A 23,570-nucleotide genomic window follows, 5' to 3' on the forward strand; every position below is an offset into this window, starting at 1 on the left:
CTTTCTGGGCATAAAGGTATAAAACCTCTTACAGGCTCAGTGCCTCCTTGATGGTCTTTGCCATAAAGTCGATCATTTCATCCGTCATTCCCGGATATACTCCTACCCAGAAGGTATCCTCCATGATCCGGTCAGTATTGGTCAGCTGCTGGGCAATCCGGTATCCTTGCCCGGACTCTCTCATCTGGTCAAAGCAAGGGTGTTTTGTCAAATTACCGGCAAACAGCATCCTTGTCTGAATGCCCCTGGATTCCACATACTGCACCACCTGATTCCGGCTTACTCCTTCCCTGCAGGTTATCAAAAAGCCGAACCAGCTTGGCTTGGAGCCTGGACAGGCCTCAGGAAGGATCAGCTTGTCGGAAACCTCTTCCAGACCTTTGTAAAGACGGTCAAAATTATGGCGTCTTCTCTCTACAAAAGATGGGAACTTTTCAATCTGGGCGCAGCCGATAGCAGCCTGCATGTCAGTGGCTTTTAAATTGTAGCCAAAATGGGAGTAAACATATTTATGGTCATAGCCTACGGGAAGCTCCCCGTACTGGCGGTCAAACCGGTGTCCGCATAAGTTATCACGTCCGGAAGGACATACACAGTCACGGCCCCAATCCCGGAAAGAACGGATAATTTTATTTAACAGGGAGTTGTTCGTATAAACCGCGCCTCCCTCTCCCATTGTCATATGGTGGGGCGGATAAAAGCTGGAGGTTCCTATATCACCGATGGTGCCGGAGAAACGTTCTTCCCCATCTATCGTATAAGTTGTTCCCAGGGCATCGCAGTTATCCTCTACAAGCCATAACTGGTACTTATCACAGAATTCCTTAACCGCGGAAAGGTCAAAGGGATTTCCCAGGGTATGGGCAATCATAACTGCCTTGGTCTTTTCAGAGCGGGCAGCTTCAAGCATATTCACATCAATGTTATACTGAGGGATGGTAACATCCACAAATACAGGAACAGCCCCATACTGGATCATAGGGGTCACTGTAGTAGGAAATCCGGCTGCTACGGTGATCACTTCATCACCGCGTTTTATCTGGCGTTCCTTTAAAAGCGGCGATGTGAGGGCCATAAATGCCATCAGATTCGCCGATGAACCGGAATTCACAAGGGAACAGAACCGGACTTTTAAATATTGTGCCAGCTTTTTTTCAAATTCATCAGTATACCGCCCGGATGTAAGCCAGAACTCCAAAGAGCTGTCCACCAGGTTCACCATTTCCTGATGATCGTATACACGGGAAGCGTAAGAAATGCGGTCTCCTTCCTTAAACGGAGTTTTCTGATTGTGGTAGGTGCTGCAGTATTCCTTTACCAGAGAAAGGATTTCCTCCCGCGCCTCTTTTTCTGTCTTGTTCTCAAACATTCTATTTTTTTCCTCTTTCCTGCCAATGTTTTTTTTGGGCAGAGCCCACATTAATTGAAAAATTCCTTTATCTGCAAGTCCATGAATGGCAGCATATCTGCTTCATCCAAATAGGCCTTGGTCCATTCCACGGTCTTTTCCACCGCTTCCTTTACTCCATATCTGGGACACCAGCCAAAAACACTCCTGATCTTGGAACAGTCTAACTTTAAGAAGTTGGCTTCATGGGGGCCTCCTTCAAATTTGTCTATCCACTTTATCCCCTGGCCCCATGCCTCACAGAACAGATCTGCCAGCTCTCCTGTGGTCACGCAGTCTCTGTCATCAGGGCCTACGTTATAATATCCCTGGAACTTGGAATCCTTATACTGCTTCATTGCAATCGTCATATAAATGGCCAAAGGTTCCAGCACATGCTGATACGGCCTTGTTGAATGGGGATTTCTTACGATGATGTCCTGCCCTGCCGCTGCCGCCCGGATACAGTCCGGAATGATTCTGGCATTGGCAAAATCCCCGCCTCCGATCACATTGCCTGCGCGGGATGTGGAGATGGCCACACGTCCGTCAGAAAAAAAGGACTTGGCATAGCTGTGGGTCACCAGCTCAGAACAGGATTTGCTGTTGGAATAAGGATCATAACCATCTAACGGGTCGGTTTCCCGGTATCCGTACTCCCATTCCTTATTTTCATACACCTTATCCGTTGTAACATTTAAAAAGGATTTGACCGAAGGGGTCAGACGAATGCATTCCAGTACATTGACCGTGCCCATGACGTTTGTCTCATAGGTGTAGACCGGATCCTTGTAGGAGTCCCTGACAATTGGCTGGGCAGCCAGGTGAAACACGATTTCCGGCTCCTCCTGTAAAAACACCTTTTTTTAAATGCTCCAAATCCCGGATGTCTCCGATTACGGAATTTATGGTATCAGAAAGCCCGATTACCTCAAACAGGTTTGGGTCAGTGGAAGGCATGAGGGAATACCCTGTTACCGATGCACCGGCCTTTACAAGGAGCCGGCTGAGCCAGCTTCCCTTAAAGCCTGTATGCCCTGTGATCAGAACTTTTTTTTCCTTTATAAAAATCACAAAATTCGTTCCACTTAATACTTGTCCAGCTTGTCATGTCACTTCTCCCAAATCTTCCATGGCGCCTGTCCGGACTGCCACAAATCTTCCAGCTTCTTCATTTCCCGCTGAGTATCCATGCACTGCCAGAAGCCATTATGATGGAAGCTCATAAGCTGCCCCTCTGCCGCCAGGCTCTGCAACGGTTCCTTTTCAAATACGGTGGTATCATCCTTTAAATAGGAAAAGATCTCCGGATTTAAGACCATGAAGCCTCCGTTGATCAGGCTGTTATCTGCCTCGTCCTTTTCTCTGAAGGAACGGACCACATCGCCTTCGTCAATATCCAGAACTCCCTTTAGCTGGGCGATATTGACAGTAGTCATGGTAGCAGTTTTTCCATGGCCCTGATGGAATTTTAACAAAGCCTTTAAATCCACATCGCAGACTCCGTCTCCATAGGTCATCATAAAGGCTCATCGCCGATGTAAGGCTGGATGCGCTTAATACGCCCTCCGGTCATGGTATTTAATCCCGTATCCACCAGGGTCACCTTCCATGGTTCCGAATAATTGTTATGTACCTCCATCTTATTGTTGGCAAGATCAAAGGTAACATCTGACGTATGAAGAAAATAATCCGCAAAAAAATTCCTTTACAACATACTGTTTATATCCAAGGCAAATAACAAAATCGTGAAAACCATATTGGGAATAATATTTCATAATATGCCACAAAATAGGCTTTTCCCCAATTTCAATCATTGGCTTCGGCTTTAAATGGCTCTGCTCGCTGATCCTGGTACCAAAGCCTCCCGCTAATAATACTACCTTCATCACTTCATCCTCCAAATGTTCTTTTATTCATACTCTTTATATGCTTTCCGGTAAAAATACATCAGCAATTTTACAACCGGTCCCGGCCACATCTTTGAAAACATATGGGCCTCTTCCCTGACACGGCTGTTATCCGCAATACATGCCTTTGTCGTAGCCTCCCCGTGAACCCTGTAATACAGGATCGGTTTTTCTACACTAATAAAACGTCCCGGCAGCCCGGATAACTGATAAAGGGTGTCCCAATCCAGGGCAAACTGATAGGGAGAGGTGAAAAGAGATTCACCTAATCTTTCCTTATTATATGCGCATGCAGGACAACAGATGGAATTGCCAAACATCAAAGCACTTTTTTTAACCCAGGTCAAGTGCTGATACGCCGGAAACGCAAAGGAAGCCTGAGAAAACGTTTGATAAACTCCACCTTTTCAAAGACAGCAGGCTGATCCCCCCTGATTACCGTATACCCTCCTGTAAACAGCGTCATGTCCGGGTATTTTTCATAACATTCCAGAAGCTTCTTCACATAATCCTTGCGGTATAAATCATCCTGATGGGCGATGGTAACAAAACGGGCGGAAGCCTTATTATAGGCAAAGTTCCAGTCTTCCCGTATATTGCTTTTCCCATTCCGCACAAACAGCGGGACTCCGTACTTGTCCGCCATTTTTTCAATATAAGGCTGGGCGTTGATGTACATATTATGACCTCCGATTTAACGCTTTGTCTCAAAAGAGAACGGAGGCAGGCTTCAAGATATGGCGAATCCTTATATGCACAGACCGCAAATGCATGTGGTTTCATATTTTGTCTCCTAATAAATCAAACGGATATGCTTGCATATCCAGTTGACGCCCGATGAAGCGGGGCATAATTATCTGGCTATGATTATACCATAAAAACCGCAAAACATTCCACCATATTCATTATTTTGAAAGAATTTAACTATCAGGCTGTAAACCTGAAATTTTTGCAGTATTTTGCAGAATGGAGAAAGAATTTTGTTTTATCAGAAAGGTTATATGTAAGGATTGTGAAAAGGAGGGGAAGAAACCTGATGAAAGATATGAAATCTGATGAAATTAGTGTTCTCCTGCCCCTCTTCATTGACGAACCGGCTTATTTAGGATAAGCTAGGTATAAGAACAAAAAATACTTGACTAGATAAAGGAGATTACCTGCCATGAGCATCCGACTGATCGCCTCCGATATGGACGGCACCCTTCTAAACCCTCAGACCAATATTTCAAAAGCCAATGTAGATGCAATCCGCAGGCTTGAGCGCGCCGGCATAGAATTTTTAATCTGCAGCGGACGGGATTATCAAGAAGCAAAAGCCGTTATGGATGCCTGTGATATCACATGCAGCTACATCTGCTTAAGCGGGGCTGCCGTATACAGTCAGGATGGCGAAACTCTGAGTGAGATTCCTCTCACCTCTCAGAATCTTGCAGATATTGACCGGATCCTGACCGAGCAGGAGGCGGATATGGATATTCTGGCTTCCAGCGGGCGGTATACCACTTCCACAAAAGAACGGATGCTGAACGGGCTATACTCCTTTTTAAAAAAAAGAAATTCAGTTCTCATGCTTTTGCTTCTCAGGAGCTGGATGCTGCCGTACAGAGCCGGATAGAATCCACGACCTTTATTTCTTCTCTCAAGGAGCTTCCCAAGGAGGATGCTGTATTTAAAATATGCAGCAACGGACTTCCTGTCCATAAAGCTGCGGGATTAAAGGAAATCTTTGCAGACTATCCGGATTTGGCTGCGGCATCCTCTTTTCCTGACAATATTGAGCTGACCAACCATGCCGCCCAGAAAGGGCCGGCCTTAAAAGCCTATGCAGAGCGCAAGGGAATCTCTCTTAAGGATGTGATGGTGCTTGGAGACAGCGACAATGATTTATCCATGTTCACACCGGAATTTGGCTGGACCGTTGCCATGGAAAATGCCATGGCATGCATTCGGGATGCAGCAAAGTATCATACCAGATCCAATGCAGAGGATGGAGTCGCCTGGGCCATTCATAAGCTTGTGTTTCAGGAAAATGTATAAAAACAAACAGAAAAAGCCGGAAGAGACAGATGAATAACTTTCTGTCTCCTCCGGCTTTTAAAAGCAAATCACACTTCCGTAAAACCAAACAATTTCCAGGGCTCAATATAATCAAGCAGTACCAGTTCATAATCCGGTATATGGCCGATCACATTCTTTCGTCCGTCATTGGGCATATCCTTTAAAACAACATGCAGCTCTCCCTTATAACGGGAATAGCCGTCATTTAAGATCACAACATCTCCCCGTTTTAAATCCCTTGTATTGGCCGGGGGCACTGTCTTGTCTGCAAATGCTACTCTCGGCCAGGTGGACCGTATCATATATTCGCTGATATCGCCTCTGATCACATGCTGCCGGTCAAAGTAGAGGATCTCCGCTCTGTTTCCGTCAGCTCCTTTTCCAGGCGAAGGCCAAACATCAGCTTTCCAGGTGTTACCGAGGCACAGGCCTTTAACTCCTCCTCAGATGCATAGGCATTGGCAATGATCACATCATCTACCAGGCGGGTCGCAAGCAAATGCCGTACCTGGGCATCCACAGGCAGGCCCCGGTGCATCTCCAGAGTGCATAATCCCTCATTCACCGGCCATGGGCCAAAGGTATTTTCATTGTTGCTGGATACGAAAGCAGCAACCTTTAGGCCGTGCTTTTTCATTTCCCGGTTGCAGTAATCAAAATGTTTCAGGCTGATCCCCGTATATTTCTGGGGGTAAAAGTTGTGGCAGGTAATGATTCTTTCCGGTACCGGACGATGATTCATAACATTTGCCACATAGCTTGGATCAGTGCTGGCATTCAGCTCGATCTTCAGCCCTTCTTTGTTATAGCTCATGGCAGCTTCCTTCATGCCGTCAAACCCTTCATCCAGCCGGATCCCGTCTGCATGCATTTCCTTAAAAGGGGCAAGGTTATCATAGGAAGCCCCAAGGGCTTCAAAAACAGGAGGCGCCACATCCAGGATTACCTCCATCCCGGATTCATGAGCCGTATCGATCATATCACGAAATTCATTGAATAACTCATCTTTATTTTTATTCCCCACGCTCAATAAGCAGGTAAAAATCCGCTGAAACCCGTATTTACCGGCCAGCCGGATATATTCCTTATCCCGTTCCGGAGTGGAATGCTCCGGATACAGGGAGATACCAAGTCTTCCCATCATGAAACTCCTTTCCATTTTTCTGCCCGTTTTTCCGGGCCTAAAGGTACACCCGCAGGGTGTTTCTATGTGGTTATTTCAATTATCTTTTCAAAAGGGTTGTTAAATTCTCTGATATACACGACCGGGCTGCCGCTTTTGCTCACAATGGTGCTCTCAACCATAATAATCGGAGTATTCAGCTTTACATGAAGCAGGTTAATATATTTTACAGGCACCGTAGTAGGAAGAAACTTCTGTGTAACAGAGCCTTCATCAATGTATCCTTTCAGATCCAAAAGCTTATTTAAGTTGTTGTAATCATTGTCATTGATCAGGCTTTGGATCAAATAAATTTCCTCAACGCTTAAAGGCTTTCCATTCTTCCGGTTTAATCGGACGATCCGGATCATCCGCTCCTCAGACCCGATTTCCAGACAGGAAGCCACCTTTTCATCGGAAAAGCAGGAGCTGAAATAGATCACATTGTAATCATAGGTATCATCCAAAGGCTTATTTAAAGTTTCTGCCGATGTGTTTTTTTTCATCAGCCTCTGGTCTGCAACAAAAGTTCCTTTATTTTTATCTCTATATAATACTCCCTCTTCCACCAGTTCATTTAAAGCATTGCGCACGGTCATACGGCTGGCCTTATACCGGCTGGCCAGCTCCCGTTCTGATGCAATAGGGGTATTGACAGATGCATCCTTAATTTCTTCCATAAGGTCCTGTTTAATTTTCTGATATTTAGGAGCCCCCATTGTATCACCTCTTATCACATTTAGTTCTCTTTTGCACGTTGTCCTTTTATAAAGCTTTCCATGGATGAAAGCATCCTGGTAATCCTCTTTTTTTTGAAGCTTTTTGATAAAACCAGGAGACAATCCTATGGTTCAAAGAGTAGGAAGTACTCTCTCCCTCAAATTCCTCCCTGTAGTGTACCATAATGTTTCCGTCTTTGCTATCTGCAATCTCGTAAAGTATAAAATTTGTCCCATGGGAGGTGCGGAAGCCTGCCTCATAGCAGCTGGGAGAGACAAACTGCTTGATCACCACATCTACATTGTTCTCCTGCCCCATCTTGTTTTTCATCTTCTTTTTATAGCGAAAACCGGAATATATCTGGTCTGGATTTACCTTTTTCCCTGTGGCCTGGCTGATATCATAGGCAACCGAGGTCGCCAGGGCATTAAAGAATTCCTTTGCCTCTACGTTCAGTTTTTGATTTACTTCCATATGTCTCTCCTATTTGCCAGATTCAAAACCGTTGTTTTTAAGCAGCTCCTGATACCAATAGCCCGACTTTTTTTATGGTCCGTTTCTGGTTTTCCAAATCCAGCTCCACAAGCCCGTAACGGTTCTTATAAGCATTGAGCCATGACCAGCAATCCACAAAAGTCCATACATGATATCCAATGCAATTGCTTCCTTCTTCTATCCCCTTATGAAGCCAGGTCAAATGCTCTTTATAGAAATCAATGCGGTAATCATCCTGTATCATGCCGTCTGTCTTGAAACGTTCCTCATTTTCCACGCCCATGCCGTTTTCCGTAACCATCCATTCAATGTTTCCATAGTTGTCACGAATATTGACAGCAATGTCATACAAACCTCTGGGATAGATTTCCCAGCCTCTGTATGGATTCATCCGTTTGCCAGGCATGTCATAGTTATCAAAATAATAGCCCGGTGTAAACGGAGCCGCTGGATTAGGAAGGCTGGCCTTTGCGCAGACACGGAACGGATGGTAGTAGTTTACTCCCAGAAAATCCACCGTATTTTGGCGGATAATCTCCAAATCCTCAGGGGAAGCCTCAGGAAGCAACCCGTGCTTTTCTATGAGTGCAACCAGTTCCGGATCATAGGCCCCCTTTACGGCAGGATCCAGAAAACTCTTATTCTGGAACAGCTCGGCAATCTTTGCCGCCTTCTCATCCTCTGGATGGGAGCTTCTGGGATAAGCCGGGGTTAAGTTTAAGACGATCCCGATTTTTCCTCCCTGCTTCATGCTATGATATTCCTTCACCGCTAAAGCGCTGGCAAGGGCCGTATGATAAGCCACTAAAACCGCTGCTTTGGGATTCACCTTGCAGGGATAGTGATAGCATTGCAGATATCCGCATTCCACATGGACGATGGGCTCATTAAAGGTAAACCAGTGTTTAACCAGATCTCCAAATAAGTTAAAGCAGGTCCAGGCATATTCCTTATAATAACCCACGACCTTTCTGTTTTCCCAGCCTCCCAGCTCCTGCAGCTTTACCGGCATGTCAAAATGATACAGATTCACAAACGGTTCGATCCCATTTTCTCTTAATTCAAGAAACAGGCTGCGGTAAAAATCAGCCGCTTTTTCGTTCACCTCACCATACCCCTCCGGAAACAGGCGGGACCAGCTAATGGATGTCCGAAAAGAATTATGGCCTGTCTGCTTCATTAGCTGAATATCCTCTTTATAATTCTGGTAAAAGGAAGAGGTAATGCCCGGGCCAATGGCTCCATGAAATTTATAGCTTTCCTCCTCATACCACAAATCCCAGATATTTTTTTCCTCTCCCATCATCTTCTGCACCTCCCTCACACTGGGTGGCGCTGGTTGCGCTTCCAAAGTAAAATCCTTCCGGAAACTTAAGTAACATATCTTATACCCCCTTATTTCCTTTTCTTTATCAGCATGACTGCACCCAACAGTATAAATATCAGACCAACAATCATATACATGACAGGGGATGGAAGCTGGGGTGATACAGTAATGAACAGGCAGCCTATGGCGATTAAAAATACGGTCCAGCTTTTCATGGAGCTTTCTCCCCTTCTTTCTTTGCTAAACTTAAGAACTGCCAAATCAGTTCTGTCAGGACATCCCCTGTGAACTGGTCTGGCAGCTCCTTCTTAATCTAAGTTACTATTCGTTCTTCATCTTATTTGCCATCATTACAAATGGTGTCCAGATGGCAAAAGATATAAACAGATTAAACAATGATACAATTGCCGCCATTATGCTTCCGCCTGTTGCAAGGAAGGCGTAGATGCCTGCAGGCATTACCCAGGGTACAGCTACGAATACCGGTGGGATCAGGCCTATGGCAGTTGCGCCGTATGCGATGGCTGCACATACCGGAGGAACGATCAGCCATGGAATCAAGTATACCGGGTTCAATACGATAGGCATACCGAAGATGATCGGCTCATTGATATTAAATACACCCATGGGCCAGGACAGCTTGGCAATGGCTTTCTGGTCATCTCTCTTGGAAAACAGGAAGATTGCAATAATAAGTCCTAAGGTAATTCCGGAGCCGCCCATCTGGCAGTAGGCATCAAAGGAACCACGTGTCCATAAGTATGGAAGGTTCGCAGTGCTCTGGTTGGTGGTAAATGCCTCAATGTTCTGGTTTAATGCCGTTAAGTAGATTCCATCCATAATAGGAGCCAGTACGTTGTGTCCATGGAGACCAAAGAACCATAACAGCTGGATCAGGAATACCATGAAGATTACGCTGAAGAAGCCCTGTGACAAGCTGAGAAGCGGCCTCTGGATATATCTTAAAACCATTTCATTAATGGTGGAGCCTGTTGCGGATACGCAGATCTGGGTTAAGATACCTGCAACATAAATGGCGATCACACCTGGGATAATTGCTGCAAATGCTTTGCTTACTGCCGGCGGTACGGAATCCGGAAGTTTGATAGTTACTTTTTTTCTGCATCAGCTTTATGTAAATCATGGTACAGATAAAGCCCATAATCAGTGCGGTAAACAGACCGCCGGAACCGGTGTATCCGGAACCTAAGTATCCCCAGCCGCTGACTCCGCTTAATGCTACACCGCCGCCTGGTGTGGCAGCTACATCAAGTCCAAGGCCTTTTAACTGGTCAACAGCAGCCGCTGCAATACCTGGAAGCTCATAGTCGAAGGTAGCGCTTTGTCCCATACAGGTAACTAAGCTTGCAAATGCGATGACTCCGCCTGCAATGGCGTTTACATCGTAGGTTTTTGAAAGATTATAGCCCAGGGCAAAGACAAATACCAGAGCCAGAATTACGATAGAACCAAAATATACGTTGCCGTTGACGCTGATGATCGGGTTCATAGCCTGAACAAAACCGGTCATACCTGCCTGATTTGGAAGGTCTCTTAAAAATACATTAAGCAAAACTGCTATGGAACCAACCATGGTAATTGGCATGATGGCAATAAAGGCATCACGAATGGCAACCAGATGTTTCTGGGAACCAATTTTAGCTGCGATTGGCATAAATTTAGCTTCCATGAATGAATTAAATGCACCCATAACTTTCTCTCCCTCTTTTATCATCCCCTAAACCATTGGTAAGGGGAGTTTCTTTTTCATACTTACCCGTTTAATTTTTCCAGCGCCTGATCCAGTACCTTGGCGCCGTTCATTGTGCCGTAAGCCATCATATCGATGACAAGCACAGGTTTCTCATTTTTCACTCTCTCGTTCATTTTCTTCTCCAGATAACGAACCTGAGGCCCCAATAAAACAATATCTGCTTTTTTTACTTCCTCAACGGATTCAGCATCCCCCACCGCCCAAATGGTGGCCTCCACGCCTTTTTCTGATGCTGCATCTTGCATTTTTTTACAAGCATGCTTGTAGACATTCCTGCTGAGCAAACTAATAAAATATGATACATCCTCGCACCCCTTTCTGTGGTCTAGACCACTTCTTCTTACCCATATAATACTATATCATATGCAAAAACACAAGCAAATTCTAAAATAAAAATAAACTTTTTATTTAATAATCGAAAATTCTCCCTTTGTCCATACATTTTCTCCGTTATAACGCCAAAAAAATTGCTGTGAAACAGACCTTTTCAGTCAATTTCACAGCAACTCTTTTATTTCTGACTTTCGTCTCTAAAAAATTGGGGGAGGTATTTTTTATGGGCCTCCAGTAATTCCTGAATGACAACATTGGCGTCATGATCGCTTGCGCAAAGGGGATTCATGTTAAGGGCCGTAACTGCCAGATCCCGGTTTCCGGTGACAGCCGCTTCGCAGACCAGACGTTCAAAGGTCTTGATGGTTTGTATGGTCCCGTTGATCTGAGGCTTTAATTCGCCCACGGCAATGGGCTTTGGACCGCCGCTTGTGATAATGCAGGCGGCTTCTACCGCACTGTCTGCCGGGAGATTTGTAATTGTCCCGTTGTTGCGTACGTCTACATACTGGATATCACCGGTATTATTGTGCAGGGAGCAGATTAAGTTGCAGGCAGCATCGCTGTACCTGGCGCCGCCTCTCATCTCCAGCTGCTTTGGCTTCACAGCCAGATTCTCATCCCTGTACAGTTCAAACAGTTCCTCCTCCACCTTTTTCACCACTTCGCCCCGGACCCGGCCTTCCTTGTATTCCTTAAGCTCTTCTTCCAGCTGCTCCCTGGTAAAGAAATAATAGTTGTGATAGGGGCAGGGGATGCAGTGAAGTCCACGGATAAACTCCGGTGAAAACGGCAGGGTGGAAAAATTCTTCATGGAAATGGCATCCTCCGCGCTGATGTTCTGATATATTTCCAGGATTTCTTCCAGTCTTGACTGCCCAGCCACAAATACATCCGTTGCAAAAATATGGTGGTTCAAACCGGACAGCTCCATAGTCACCCGCTCCGGCTCCACATTCAACAGTCTGGCAAAGCCGTTCACCATATTGACCGGAACATTGCAAAGACCGATCACCTTTTTAAAATCCGTATATCTTAACACAGCCTCCGTGATCATTCCCGCGGGATTGGTGAAGTTGATCATCCACGCCTCCGGGCAAAGCTCTTCCATGTCCTTTACAATATCCAGAATCACCGGAATGGTCCGGAATGCCTTGAACATGCCGGCTGCTCCATTTGTCTCCTGGCCGATCATGCCGTGGCTTAAGGGAATCCGCTCATCCTTGATTCTTGCCTCTAAAAGCCCCACTCTCATCTGTGTTGTCACATAATCTGCATCCTTTAAAGCCTCCCGCCTGTCATAGGACAGAATTACCTTCATGGGAAGCCCTGCCTTTTTTTACCATGCGCTGCGCAAGGGCACCTACGGTCTCCAGCTTTTCCCTTCCCTCTTCAATATCCACCAGCCAAAGCTCTCTTACAGGCAGTTTTTCATAACGTTTGATAAACCCTTCCACCAGCTCCGGCGTATAAGAGGAGCCGCCCCCGATGGTAACGATTTTGATCCCTTCCATAATCTCTCTCCTTTTCCTGGATTGTAATAAGCCTTCTTGCTCCTGAGATTGTGTCAGTGTGCAAGAAGGCTGTTTTTGATAAACGCTTATTTACTTTTCAATGGCATCCTTTAAATCCTTGATCATCCGGTAAAGGTTTAAGACCTCTGCCGCCTGATCCTTTGCCATCATAGCCATGGTCAGATGATCCTGGGCATGTACCAGAATGATGTTTACCTCAACAGGATTGCCCTGGGCCTCCTGCTGGATCAAATCAATCTGAGACTGATGAGCGGATCGCATCTCAGCCTCCGCCTCTTTTAAGTACTTCTCCGCTTCCTCGAAGTTAAATTCCCTGGCAGATTCCATCGCCATCATGGAAAGCGATTTTGAATTTCCTGCGTTCATAATGAGCTGAAATGCTATAGCATAATTCTCATCCATGGTATATTCCTCCCCAATGTCAAATTTGCCTATATACTAGCACAAGGATTTTTCTTTTGCAAGAGAAAGTAAAAAGGAAAAGAAAAAAAAATTCTTAAGGCCTGCCGGAAAATGGAAGGCCAATATACCCTTCAATCAGCTTTAAAGTCTGTTCTAAGCCTTTCTCATGGGTCCGTTCTGTTCCATGGGAGGCATGGACTCCCGGGCCGATCAAAGCGCCCCGGATGTCATGTCCGCCCCGGATGGCACTTCCCACATCAGAACCGTAGTGAGGGAATACATCAACCGCAAAATCTAAGTTTCTTTCCTTTGCAACGGCTATGAGGCGGTTTGTCATTTCATAGTCATAAGGCCCGGTGGAATCCTGGGCACAGATGGATACCTTTTTTTCATCCCCGGTTAAATCATCCCCCAGAGCCCCCATGTCCACGGCAAGAAATTCCTCTATATCCCCGGGAATCCAGCTTGCGCCATATCCCACCTCTTCATAATTGCTGATCACTATTTTAAGGGTCCTTTCCGGCTTATGCCCGGACTCCCATAAATCCTTTAATACTCCCATAAGGACTGCCACAGAAGCCTTGTCATCTAAATGGCGGGATTTGATAAATCCGTTTTCCGTATGGACGAACATGGGATCAAAACTGATGTAATCCCCAGGGGATATTTCAAGCTTCTTTATATCATCGGCGTTGTCTACCAACTCATCCAGGCGTATCTCCATATTTTTTTGCCTTCCTCTCAAGAGTTTTGGCATTGTCATAGGTGTGGACGGATGGCTCTTTTGTAAGAATGGTCCCGGTGTAGGTTTTACCGGTTCTAGTGTGTATTTTGCAGTACATGCCTTCAATGGTCTCCATCATGAAACCTCCCACAGGCACAAGGGTGAGCATCCCCTCCGGAGTGATGGAACGGACCATGGCTCCCAGGGTGTCCACATGGGCGGATAAGCTAAAACCTCCTGTTTCTCTCCGGGAACCTTGATGATAAGGCCGCCTTTTTTTGTTAAAAACGGAAGAATAGCCGAATTTTGCAGCCTCTTCCTGGATCGCTTTTATGACTTCCCTGGTATAGCCGCTGGGACTTGGAATATTTACGATCTTTTCTAAAATTGATGTGACATATGACATTGTCTCCATGGTGATCTACCTTCTTCTTTCTTTTTTTCTTTTTGTGCTCTTTTTACTGTGAATGCAGATTCCTGTATTGGCTTGGAGTACATCCATAGCTTCGTAAAAACAGCTTGGAGTAATAGCTGAGATGATTAAAGCCGCAGGCAAGAGCAACCTGGGTGATGCTGTCGGCAGTGTCTTTTAAAAGGCCGCGGCTGACTTCCAGCCTGTAGGAATTTAAAAAAATCAATGGGGGACTGCTGCAGATATCGTTTAAAGATCATACAGCATTTGCTCCGGCATATGCTGCCGGATGCTGCAATATCAGACAAGGACAGCTTTTCCCCATAATGCTGGTGAATAAAAGATACCATATCCTTCTGGACCGTTAGATCCGAACCTCCCTGGCCCGCGGTTTCCGGCGATATGGCTTCGCAGCGCTCACAGAGCCGTTTCCATAACGCAAGCATGATCCCTATTACTTCGATCTCGTAGGCAACGGCTGCATGCTCCTTTAAAAAAATAAACCTGATCGAGCAGGGCTGCCGTTTCCCCTCCCTCACTGCTTAAACCGTCAAAATAAATAGATTCCATGGCCTGATTTTCCATAATCGGGACTATGTACTTCTGGAAAAGCAGCTTATTACCGGTAAATAACTGAGGGTGGAACAGGATACAGATAAAATCACAGTCCTGGCGATTGCAGGAATAGCCATAGTGCATCTGTCTGGCATTGACCATGAGGCAGTCATCCTTTTTCAGCAAAATCCTTTTTCCATTGATATGGTAATACATCTGACCTTTTAAAATACGGATAAATTCCAGGTCCTCGTGCCAGTGGCAAAGGGCCTTCCAATCTGGATAATCTGACAACCTGTCCCTGTGGATGTAAAGGGGAATCCCCATCTGATCATAACGGACGATTTCAAAGGCATTCTGCATGACATTGGTATCCATCATCAAACTTCCCTCACTTTCTCTAAATACGATTGTTATAATAAATAAAAATAATTGTGTTAGATAAGTGGGTCTTGGTGCATTATCATTATATCATATAAATTCTAAACCGGCAAAGCAGGTTAAAAGAAAAAATTCATTCGTATACAAAAATGAGGCTGGAGGAACAGAGCATGCTGTCAGATTATCATATACACACTTATTTCAGCGATGATTCCCAGTGCCCTATGGAAGAAATCGTACAAAGGGCAGTTCTTGTGGGACTTAATGAAATCGCATTTACAGAGCACGTGGATTATGGGGTAAAAACAGATTTAAATTGTGATTATGAAAATTATTTTAAAGAAATAGAAAAGATGAAAGAAAAATACAAAGGAAAACTGTCCATAAAAGCAGGAATTGAATTCGGGATCCAGACCCACACCATCCCTCTTTTTCAAAGGGATTATGAGAAATATCCCTTTGATTTCATCATTTTAAGCAATCATCAGGTAGGTGACAAGGAATTCTGGAATTACCAGTTTCAGGAGGGAAAAAGTCAGGAAGAATTTCAAAAGGCTTATTATGAGGCGATCTATGAGGTTGTACAAAAGTATAAAGATTATTCTGTCCTTGGCCACCTTGATATGATCAAGAGGTATGACACTTACGGGGAATACCCGGACAACTGTATTATGGATATGGTGGACAAAATACTCCGCCAGGTGATTGCCGATGGAAAGGGGATTGAAGTCAACACCTCCTGTTTTCGATATGGTTTAAAGGACTTAACCCCATCCAGAGAGATCCTGAAACGTTACCTTCAATTAGGAGGCCGTATCCTTACCATTGGTTCTGACACTCATAAATTTGAGCATTTGGGAGCTTACATTCCGGAAGTAAAAGGAATGTTAAAAGACCTTGGATTTAAACAGTTCTGTACCTTTGAAAACATGCAGCCCATTTACTGGGATTTATAATAATACGGTGCTGTCCCGCAAGCAGGGCAGCACCTTTCTTTTTTAATCTGCATCATTACACTTCAAAGATTAAATCTCCGTAGCTTGCATTGGCCAAAATTCTTTATCTACTATCATTTCCAGCTTATCGGCAGGAGCGCGGAGAGCTTCCATAGCAGGTACTACCTCATTCCGGAAAGCGTTAGCCTGTTCTTTGTTCCCTTCCATTGCCGAGCACTTCTCGTCGGCATCTGCCAGGGCGGCCAGGGCTATTTTCATATCAGACAGATAAGCGCTCACCTCTATGAGAAGCTCTTCCTGAACGCTGGTATCGGCTGCCGGACACGCTGCTTTTACCTTTCCTAAGGAATCTGCCAGCAGGGAGGCATATTTTACAGCAGAAGGTATGATCTGTTTTCCGGCCATATCGATCATGGTTCTGGCCTCAATGTTAATGGCTTTGCTGTAAGCCTCATATTCGATCTCAACCCGGGATTCCAGCTCAGCCTTGTGAATACCTTAAACTCCTCAAACATCTTAACCGATGCATCCGTGGTAAGAGCAGGAATCGCCTCAACCATTGACTTAAGGTTCGGAAGCCCTCTTCTTTCCGCTTCTTCCACCATGCCTGGGAATATCCGTTGCCATTAAAAATAATCCTTCTATGGGCTGCCAGCTGCTCTTTAATCATGTCATGGACTGCTGTCTCAAAATCAGCCGCCTTCTCAAGGACATCTGCCGCTTCCTTTAACGCCTCAGCCGCAATGGTATTTAAAACCACGTTGGGAGAAGAAATGGAATCAGAGGAACCGACCATGCGGAACTCAAACTTATTGCCCGTAAATGCAAAGGGGGAGGTTCTGTTTCTGTCCGTGGCATCCTTGGATAAATCCGGCAAGGTTCTGACCCCTGTTTTTAAGGTGCCGCCCGCCTTGGAACGGGTAGCCTCTCCGGTGCTGCAAAGCTGATCTACTACATCCTCCAGCTGTTCGCCGATGAATATGGAGATAATGGCCGGCGGAGCTTCGTTTGCCCCGAGCCTGTGGTCATTTCCAACATCAGCCGCAGACTCCCGGAGCAGATCTGCATGGAGGTCAACCGCCTTTAAGATACAGGACAATACCAAAAGGAACTGAATGTTCTCATGAGGCGTTTCTCCTGGATTTAACAGGTTGATTCCGTCGTCAGTGGTTAAAGACCAGTTGTTGTGCTTACCGGAACCATTGACTCCGGCAAAGGGCTTTTCATGAAGCAGGCAGTTTAATCCATGACGGCCTGCCACCTTTTTTTAAAGTTTCCATTACCAATTGGTTATGATCAACGGCCACGTTTGCCTGTTCATAGATGGGCGCCAGTTCATGCTGGGCGGGAGCGACTTCATTATGCTGGGTTTTTGCCGGTACCCCCAGCTTCCAGAGTTCTTCATTCACTTCCTTCATGTAAGCAGCGATCCTCTCACGGATGGAACCGAAGTAGTGGTCATCAAGCTCCTGTCCCTTTGGAGGCATTGCTCCGAACAAAGTGCGTCCGGCATAGATTAAATCTTTTCTCTGTAAATACTTTTCATGATCAACCAGAAAATATTCCTGCTCGGCGCCAACCGAAGGGATAACCCTTTTTGAGGTGGTATTTCCGAATAATCTTAAGATTCTTAAAGCCTGCTCGTCGACGGCTTCCATGGATCTTAAAAGAGGTGTTTTTTTGTCAAGAGCTTCTCCTGTATAAGAGCAGAAAGCGGTGGGAATGCAGAGGGTAACACCGATGGCATCTTCTCTTAAGAATGCCGGAGAAGTACAATCCCAGGCTGTATAACCTCTTGCTTCAAAGGTCGCCCTTAAGCCTCCGGACGGGAAAGAAGAAGCATCCGGCTCGCCCTTTACCAGCTCCTTACCGGAAAATTCCATGATTACCTTTCCTTCCGATGTAGGGGCGGAAATGAAGGAATCATGTTTTTCAGCGGTAATACCGGTAAGAGGCTGAAACCAGTGGGTGTAGTGAGTTGCGCCTCTTTCAATTGCCCAGTCTTTCATGGCATGGGAAACCACGTCTGCAATCGATGAATCAAGTACTGCACCATCCTCAATGGTTTTCTTTAATTTTTTTTAAAAACTGATTTTGGCAAGCGCTCTCTCATTACGGTTTCGTTAAATACATTCCTGCCAAACATCTCAGCTGCGTTTACAACTTCGCTCATAAATTTTCCATCCTCCCATATTTCTATAAGTCAAACTGCCTTTATAGTCTCCTCACGATCTGAATATGCGCATAAATCAGAAAAGGCGTCCTCCCGGTATAAGGAGAACGCCATCGTTCTTAAATTAAGTTAAACCATTTTTCCCAAAAAAATCAAGTACTTTTTTTGAAAAATATTTTACTTAAGCTTTTCCAACAGAGCCAAATAATTCCATTTTCTCTTTCACGGTTGCTTTGATGGCCTCTGTACCGGGAGCAAGAAGCTTACGGGGATCAAAGCCCTTGCCTTCTAAATCCTTTCCTGCCTCAATGTACTTGCGGGTAGCATCAGCAAAAGAAAGCTGGCACTCCGTATTCACATTGATCTTTGCAACACCAAGGCTGATGGCTTTCTTGATCTGGTCTTCCGGGATGCCTGTCCCACCGTGAAGTACTAAAGGCATGTCGCCTACTTTATCCTTGATGGCTGCCAGGGTATCAAAGCTTAAGCCTGCCCAGTTTTCCGGATATTTTCCGTGAATGTTGCCGATTCCTGCTGCCAGCATGGTTACGCCTAAGTCTGCAACCTGCTTGCACTCATCGGGATCTGCGCATTCGCCCATACCCACAACGCCGTCTTCTTCGCCGCCGATGGAGCCGACCTCTGCTTCAAGGGAAAGTCCTTTTTCTGCACAGACCTTTACAAGCTCCGTGGTCTTTTCCACGTTCTCTTCGATGGGATAATGGGAACCATCAAACATAATGGAAGAAAATCCCGCTTCAATGCACTTATAGCAGCCGTCATAGGAACCATGATCCAGATGAAGTGCTACGGGAACAGTGATTTTTAATTCTTCGATCATGGCTTTTACCATAGCTGATACGGTCTTATAGCCTGTCATGTATTTGCCAGCGCCTTCGGAAACGCCCAGAATAACCGGGGATTTCAGCTCTTCGGCTGTCTGTAAAACAGCTTTTGTCCACTCAAGGTTGTTGATGTTGAACTGTCCAACTGCATATTTTCCGTCTCTTGCCTTTTCAAGCATATCTTTTGCTGAAACTAACATATCACGAACCTCCATTTAAATTTTTTTCTCGTACATCTTTATATTATATACCATCTTACCTTATTTGGAAAGAATAATTTTTCCAGATTGTCATTTTTATAACAAACTTACATTTTGCTTTTATCATAACTATGCTTTATAATGGGGTCAGGTTCCAAATACATAATAGGAGATTTTTTATGAAACGAAAGATGAGGCACGGCATTTTTCGCCGCCCAAGCTCTGAAACTACAGAAAAGCAGGAACACCAGGAAAAACCGGAGATGTTTTCCCGCAAACAGCTGCGCCAGTTGATTTTTCCCCTGGTCATAGAACAGATACTGGCTGTTTTTATGGGAATGGCTGATATCATTATGGTAGCCTCCTGCGGTGAGGAAGCCGTATCGGGTATCTCCATCGTGGATACCATAAACGTCCTTTTGATCGGATTGTTCGGGGCAATGGCTGCAGGAGGTTCCGTTGTGACGGCCCAGTACATTGGCCGAAAGGATGAAAAGAATGTTGCCAGGGCCTCAGGCCAGCTGTTCCTTGCCGTTGGCGGGCTTTCCCTGGCCATTATGGCAGTGACCCTGATCTTTAACGGGCCGCTTTTAAGACTTATCTACGGAGAAATCGGCCAGGAGGTCATGCACAACGGGAGAATTTATTTCTACATATCCTCCCTCTCCTATCCGTTCCTGGCATTTTATAACAGCAGCGCCGCCCTTTTCAGGACAGCCGGAAACTCCAAGGTATCCATGCAGGTCTCCCTGGGTGCCAACCTCTGCAATATCGCAGGAAATTTTCTGTTAATCTACGTGTTTCAAATGGGCGTTGCAGGCGCCGGGCTTTCCACCCTGTTTTCCAGGATTCTGTCCGCTGTGGTCATGCTGGTCCTTCTTAGAAAGCAGAATCATTTCCCCGTGGAATTCTGTCTGCGCGCAGATAAGAACATGCTTCGCCAGATCCTCTATATCGGCATTCCAAACGGCCTGGAAAACAGCATTTTCCAGCTTGGAAAGCTTTTGCTGTCCAGTCTGACCGCCAGCTTCGGTACCATGGCCATTGCTGCAAATGCGGTTGCAAGCACCATCTGCGGCATGGAAACCATCCCTGCCAGCGCCATAGGCATCGCCCTGGTAACGGTAGTGGGACAGTGCGTAGGCGCCGGAGAACTGAAACAGGCCCGCAAATATATGGGAAGGCTTTTAAAAACGGCATATATCTGTCTGTGGATATTAAACCTTTCCATTATACCGTTTTTAAAGCCCATATGCGGACTGTTTCATCTGTCCGGTGAAACTAGCGCCCTGGCCTTTAAGCTGATGCTTTACCACAGCATCTGCTGCATGATAATCCATCCCCTGTCCTTTTGCCTGACCAATGGCTTAAGGGCTGCCAATGACGTCCGTTTTACCATGACAGTTTCCATCTGTTCCATGTGGATCTGCCGGATCGTCATGGCTTACGTATTAAGCCTCTATTTCGGCCTTGGCCTTATGGGAATCTGGATCGCCATGACCATTGACTGGCTGGTGCGCGCCATTTTCTTCTCCACCCGTGTCTTAAGCGGAAAATGGTGCCGGTATGCCAACCGGAATACTCATTAGCTTAAAAAGCCTTCAACCGCTTCCTTCATCTTATCCCCATCGCATTCTGTATCGTGGCGTACAGGTGCGGTGCGGATCTCTTCTACTGCCTGGGGTACGGGAACCTTGGATATCTCTGACAAATGATCAATGATCCGGAATTCATCCGGCTCTTCCTGTTCCCCTTCAATGGCTTTCAGAACGCTTCCCGCAAACTTATAAGGGCTTGCCGTGGAGGCAATGATATTCTTTGTCTGATCCTTTGTCTCCGCCTTGTACCTGTCATAGACGCAGGCTGCAACACCGGTATGGGGATCGATCAGATAGCCGGTATCTTCAAAAATCTTCTTAATGGCTTCCCCGGTTTCCTTTTCTCCTGCAAAGCCTCCCTTAAAATCTTCCATAAAGCGCTTCATGCCGGCAGTTACCGTATAGCTGCCTTTATCGCCAAGCTCCTTCATAAGGGCAGCATTGGCCTCTGCATTGCATCCTGCGCTTAAATAGATCAGACGTTCCAAGTTGCTGGAAATCAGGATATCCATGGACGGAGAACTGGTGAGAATAAAATCCCGGTTCCGGTCATAGGTTCCGGTCTGGAAGAAATCATAAAGAACCTTATTTTCATTGGAGGCACAGATAAGGGTCTTAATGGGAACACCCATCTGCTTTGCCAAGTAAGCAGCCAGAATGTTTCCAAAGTTTCCCGTAGGCACGGTCACATTAATTTCTTCTCCGTCGGAAATCTCTTCACAGGCAAGGAGCTTTGCATAGGCATAAACATAATATACCACCTGGGGAACCAGCCTTCCGATGTTGATGGAATTGGCAGAGGAAAGCTGAAATCCTTTTTCATCAAGCCTGCGGGCGAACTCCTTATCCCCGAATATCTTTTTAACCCCTGTCTGGGCATCGTCAAAGTTTCCATGAATGGCGGCCACATGGGTGTTTTCCCCTTTCTGGGTCACCATCTGAAGCTCCTGGACCCGGCTTACGCCATCCTTTGGATAAAATACGATGATTTCCGTTCCTTCCACATCGGCAAAACCTGCCATAGCAGCCTTTCCCGTATCGCCGGAGGTGGCGGTAAGGATCACGATTTTATTTTTTTACCTGGTTCTTTTTTTGCCGCAACGGTCATCAGATGAGGAAGAATGGAAAGCGCCATATCCTTAAATGCAATGGTGTTTCCATGGTATAATTCCAGATAATAGGCTCCGTCAGCCTTGGCCAGAGGAGCGATTTCCTCTGTATCGAATTTGCTGTCATAGGCCCGTTCAATGCAGGTCTTAAGCTCCTCAGAACTGTAATCCGTAAGATACAGCTTCATGACTTCATAGGCTGTTTCCTGATATGTCATTGCCGACAACTCTTTCGTGGACTTGTCAAGCTTTGGGATAAAACACGGCATAAACAGGCCGCCGTCATCTGCCAGCCCCTTTAAGATTGCCTGGGAAGCTGTCACACCGGTTTCGCCGCCCCTTGTACTTTGATAGGATATTTCCATGGTATTTTATTCCTTTCCTGCTCTCATAAATATAATTTATCGGAACTTGCAATGCAAGCTTTCATAAAAGGGCTGCCTTTTAGCCCATCCCTCCGATTACCAGAAGCATTTTTGCTTCCGATAATATCAATGGATCAAAAACCTTGCCAGAATTGTAGCATACTTTTTTTTAACAGCGCAAGAAAAAAGGGCGAAAAAGTTTTCATATAACGGACAGATGTATTCACTATAGAGACACAAGGTTCCCTTTTTATTCTCTGTGTGGTAAAATACCCTTTGATGCAGAAAGGAGAGACAGCTTCATTGAGATACGAACACATGATGACAGGAACCTTTTTAAGCCGCCCCAACCGTTTTATTGCCCACGTCCTGATCACAAAAGAGGGCCATGGGGAAGAAGAGGTAATCTGTCACGTTAAAAATACAGGACGCTGCCGGGAGTTACTCCTCCCCGGCGTCAGGGTGCTGGTGCAGTTTCATCCGGAGGCCGCAGCCCTGGGAAGAAAAACGGAATACTCCCTGATCGGCGTATGGAAAGAACGGGAAAGAGGCGGGCCGCTCCTCATTAACATGGATTCCCAGGCCCCCAATCAGGCGGCTTATGAATGGCTGCAATCCATCCGGGAAAATCCGCCCCTGCCTTTTCATCAGGCAGCGGAAACACCTTCCATTTTAAGCCCCACAATAAAAAAACATCAGACGGGAAGTCACCTATGACCAGTCACGGTTTGACCTTGCCTTTCAGGCGGTGCTGCAGGGAAGCTGTGAGGGGAAACAGGAGGAAATCCCTGCATTCATGGAAGTTAAGGGAGTCACTCTGGAGGAAAACGGCCTTGCCATGTTTCCCGATGCACCCACGGAGCGGGGAGTAAAACATATACAGGAGCTTATAAACGCTCACAGGGAAGGGTATGAAGCCTACATCCTGTTTGTCATCCAGATGAAAGAGATGGAAGCATTTACCCCAAACAAAAAAAACCATCCGGAATTTGCGGAAGGGTTAAAAAAAAGCCAGGGAGGCCGGTGTCCATATTTTAGCTTATGACTGTACCGTTACGGAGGATTCCATTACCTTTGACTTGCCCATTCCGGTATATCTGGCCTGATAAATGAAGAGATTTTCCATCCCATCAAAAACCTGCTGACAAA

The 23,570-nt window shown here is 45.8% G+C and carries 22 protein-coding genes and 8 pseudogenes; 6 read left to right on the top strand and 24 right to left on the bottom strand.

Going from position 1 to position 23,570, the window contains the following annotated elements; all coding sequences use genetic code 11:
• Positions 1-28: 28 nt before the first annotated feature.
• The 5 genes and pseudogenes from rfbH to JCM10519_RS30480 form a co-directional block, all read right to left on the bottom strand.
• The gene (gene rfbH, locus JCM10519_RS15295) at positions 29-1,369 is read right to left on the bottom strand and encodes a lipopolysaccharide biosynthesis protein RfbH (RefSeq protein WP_054740380.1); all 1,341 of its coding nucleotides are present in this window, start codon (positions 1,367-1,369) and stop codon (positions 29-31) included.
• 50 nt (positions 1,370-1,419) lie between these two features.
• A pseudogene (gene rfbG, locus JCM10519_RS15300) lies at positions 1,420-2,461 on the bottom strand (CDP-glucose 4,6-dehydratase).
• Between the two features lie 38 nt (positions 2,462-2,499).
• Positions 2,500-3,276 (bottom strand): annotated as a pseudogene (gene rfbF, locus JCM10519_RS15305) (glucose-1-phosphate cytidylyltransferase).
• 23 nt (positions 3,277-3,299) lie between these two features.
• Complete coding sequence (locus tag JCM10519_RS30475; protein ID WP_347844362.1) at positions 3,300-3,644, bottom strand: hypothetical protein; 345 nt, start codon at positions 3,642-3,644, stop codon at positions 3,300-3,302.
• On the bottom strand, positions 3,641-3,976 hold the full coding sequence (locus JCM10519_RS30480) for a hypothetical protein (RefSeq protein WP_347844363.1): 336 nt from the start codon (positions 3,974-3,976) through the stop codon (positions 3,641-3,643). Before JCM10519_RS30480 ends, JCM10519_RS30475 begins: the two co-directional genes overlap by 4 nt.
• 231 nt (positions 3,977-4,207) lie before the next feature.
• Here JCM10519_RS30480 and JCM10519_RS15315 point away from each other — a divergent pair, with 231 nt between their 5' ends.
• From JCM10519_RS15315 to JCM10519_RS30490, 3 genes are read left to right on the top strand one after another with little or no spacing between them, the layout of a single operon-like run.
• Positions 4,208-4,408, top strand: a complete 201-nt coding sequence (locus tag JCM10519_RS15315; protein WP_054740230.1) for a hypothetical protein — start codon at positions 4,208-4,210, stop codon at positions 4,406-4,408.
• Positions 4,409-4,459: 51 nt separating this feature from the next.
• Positions 4,460-4,912, top strand: coding sequence for an HAD family hydrolase (locus tag JCM10519_RS30485; protein ID WP_347844364.1), 453 nt, complete (start codon positions 4,460-4,462; stop codon positions 4,910-4,912).
• Complete coding sequence (locus tag JCM10519_RS30490; RefSeq protein WP_347844433.1) at positions 4,885-5,334, top strand: HAD hydrolase family protein; 450 nt, start codon at positions 4,885-4,887, stop codon at positions 5,332-5,334. Before JCM10519_RS30485 ends, JCM10519_RS30490 begins: the two co-directional genes overlap by 28 nt.
• Before the next feature lie 68 nt (positions 5,335-5,402).
• Here the strand turns inward: JCM10519_RS30490 and JCM10519_RS30495 are convergent, their stop codons facing one another.
• The 16 genes and pseudogenes from JCM10519_RS30495 to JCM10519_RS30535 form a co-directional block, all read right to left on the bottom strand.
• The gene (locus tag JCM10519_RS30495) at positions 5,403-5,684 is read right to left on the bottom strand and encodes a DUF871 domain-containing protein (protein ID WP_347844365.1); all 282 of its coding nucleotides are present in this window, start codon (positions 5,682-5,684) and stop codon (positions 5,403-5,405) included.
• Positions 5,681-6,499 (bottom strand): MupG family TIM beta-alpha barrel fold protein, encoded by an 819-nt coding sequence (locus JCM10519_RS15325; protein ID WP_347844366.1) that lies wholly within the window; start codon positions 6,497-6,499, stop codon positions 5,681-5,683. The genes JCM10519_RS30495 and JCM10519_RS15325 overlap by 4 nt, the downstream gene beginning before the upstream one ends.
• Positions 6,500-6,561: 62 nt before the next feature.
• Positions 6,562-7,236, bottom strand: a complete 675-nt coding sequence (locus JCM10519_RS15330) for a GntR family transcriptional regulator (protein ID WP_054740232.1) — start codon at positions 7,234-7,236, stop codon at positions 6,562-6,564.
• Positions 7,237-7,282: 46 nt separating this feature from the next.
• Positions 7,283-7,711 carry a DUF3284 domain-containing protein gene (locus tag JCM10519_RS15335; protein WP_347844367.1) on the bottom strand — a complete coding sequence of 143 codons (429 nt, stop codon included), beginning with the start codon at positions 7,709-7,711 and terminating at the stop codon, positions 7,283-7,285.
• A gap of 37 nt (positions 7,712-7,748) precedes the next feature.
• Complete coding sequence (locus JCM10519_RS15340) at positions 7,749-9,047, bottom strand: glycoside hydrolase family 1 protein (RefSeq protein WP_347844368.1); 1,299 nt, start codon at positions 9,045-9,047, stop codon at positions 7,749-7,751.
• On the bottom strand, positions 8,998-9,114 hold the full coding sequence (locus tag JCM10519_RS30500) for a family 1 glycosylhydrolase (protein WP_347844369.1): 117 nt from the start codon (positions 9,112-9,114) through the stop codon (positions 8,998-9,000). Before JCM10519_RS30500 ends, JCM10519_RS15340 begins: the two co-directional genes overlap by 50 nt.
• A gap of 13 nt (positions 9,115-9,127) precedes the next feature.
• Positions 9,128-9,274: an LPXTG cell wall anchor domain-containing protein gene (locus JCM10519_RS30505; RefSeq protein WP_347844370.1), complete on the bottom strand. Its 147-nt coding sequence runs from the start codon at positions 9,272-9,274 to the stop codon at positions 9,128-9,130.
• A 106-nt stretch (positions 9,275-9,380) separates the two neighbouring features.
• On the bottom strand, positions 9,381-10,166 hold the full coding sequence (locus tag JCM10519_RS30510; protein ID WP_347844434.1) for a PTS transporter subunit EIIC: 786 nt from the start codon (positions 10,164-10,166) through the stop codon (positions 9,381-9,383).
• A gap of 73 nt (positions 10,167-10,239) precedes the next feature.
• Positions 10,240-10,794: pseudogene (locus JCM10519_RS30515) on the bottom strand (PTS sugar transporter subunit IIC); the annotation flags it as partial.
• Between the two features lie 38 nt (positions 10,795-10,832).
• A pseudogene (locus tag JCM10519_RS15350) lies at positions 10,833-11,137 on the bottom strand (PTS sugar transporter subunit IIB).
• 207 nt (positions 11,138-11,344) lie between these two features.
• A pseudogene (locus tag JCM10519_RS15355) lies at positions 11,345-12,680 on the bottom strand (6-phospho-beta-glucosidase).
• 90 nt (positions 12,681-12,770) lie between these two features.
• Positions 12,771-13,103 (bottom strand): PTS lactose/cellobiose transporter subunit IIA, encoded by a 333-nt coding sequence (locus tag JCM10519_RS15360; protein WP_054740234.1) that lies wholly within the window; start codon positions 13,101-13,103, stop codon positions 12,771-12,773.
• 94 nt (positions 13,104-13,197) lie between these two features.
• Positions 13,198-13,827, bottom strand: a complete 630-nt coding sequence (locus JCM10519_RS30520; protein ID WP_347844371.1) for a M20/M25/M40 family metallo-hydrolase — start codon at positions 13,825-13,827, stop codon at positions 13,198-13,200.
• A complete protein-coding gene (locus tag JCM10519_RS30525) occupies positions 13,808-14,242 on the bottom strand; it encodes a hypothetical protein (protein ID WP_347844372.1) in 435 nt (144 codons plus the stop codon). The genes JCM10519_RS30520 and JCM10519_RS30525 overlap by 20 nt, the downstream gene beginning before the upstream one ends.
• 43 nt (positions 14,243-14,285) lie before the next feature.
• A complete protein-coding gene (locus JCM10519_RS30530; protein ID WP_347844373.1) occupies positions 14,286-14,465 on the bottom strand; it encodes a helix-turn-helix transcriptional regulator in 180 nt (59 codons plus the stop codon).
• Between the two features lie 191 nt (positions 14,466-14,656).
• Positions 14,657-15,175: a cupin domain-containing protein gene (locus JCM10519_RS30535; protein WP_347844374.1), complete on the bottom strand. Its 519-nt coding sequence runs from the start codon at positions 15,173-15,175 to the stop codon at positions 14,657-14,659.
• A gap of 170 nt (positions 15,176-15,345) precedes the next feature.
• Between JCM10519_RS30535 and JCM10519_RS15375 the strand changes: the two genes are divergently transcribed.
• The gene (locus tag JCM10519_RS15375; RefSeq protein WP_054740382.1) at positions 15,346-16,131 is read left to right on the top strand and encodes a histidinol-phosphatase HisJ family protein; all 786 of its coding nucleotides are present in this window, start codon (positions 15,346-15,348) and stop codon (positions 16,129-16,131) included.
• 55 nt (positions 16,132-16,186) lie between these two features.
• Here JCM10519_RS15375 and JCM10519_RS15380 read toward each other — a convergent pair.
• Positions 16,187-18,304, bottom strand: a pseudogene (locus JCM10519_RS15380) (glutamine synthetase III).
• Positions 18,305-18,485: 181 nt separating this feature from the next.
• The gene (fba, locus tag JCM10519_RS15385; RefSeq protein WP_054740236.1) at positions 18,486-19,349 is read right to left on the bottom strand and encodes a class II fructose-1,6-bisphosphate aldolase; all 864 of its coding nucleotides are present in this window, start codon (positions 19,347-19,349) and stop codon (positions 18,486-18,488) included.
• Positions 19,350-19,528: 179 nt separating this feature from the next.
• Here fba and JCM10519_RS15390 point away from each other — a divergent pair, with 179 nt between their 5' ends.
• The gene (locus JCM10519_RS15390) at positions 19,529-20,938 is read left to right on the top strand and encodes an MATE family efflux transporter (protein WP_347844375.1); all 1,410 of its coding nucleotides are present in this window, start codon (positions 19,529-19,531) and stop codon (positions 20,936-20,938) included.
• Here JCM10519_RS15390 and thrC read toward each other — a convergent pair.
• A pseudogene (gene thrC / locus JCM10519_RS15395) lies at positions 20,935-22,421 on the bottom strand (threonine synthase). The gene JCM10519_RS15390 and the pseudogene thrC overlap by 4 nt on opposite strands.
• Before the next feature lie 303 nt (positions 22,422-22,724).
• On the opposite strand from thrC, the pseudogene JCM10519_RS15400 reads away from it, so the two are divergent.
• Positions 22,725-23,527, top strand: a pseudogene (locus JCM10519_RS15400) (DNA/RNA nuclease SfsA).
• The last annotated feature ends 43 nt before the right edge of the window (positions 23,528-23,570 follow it).

The organism is Clostridium sp. NkU-1 (assembly GCA_001312405.1).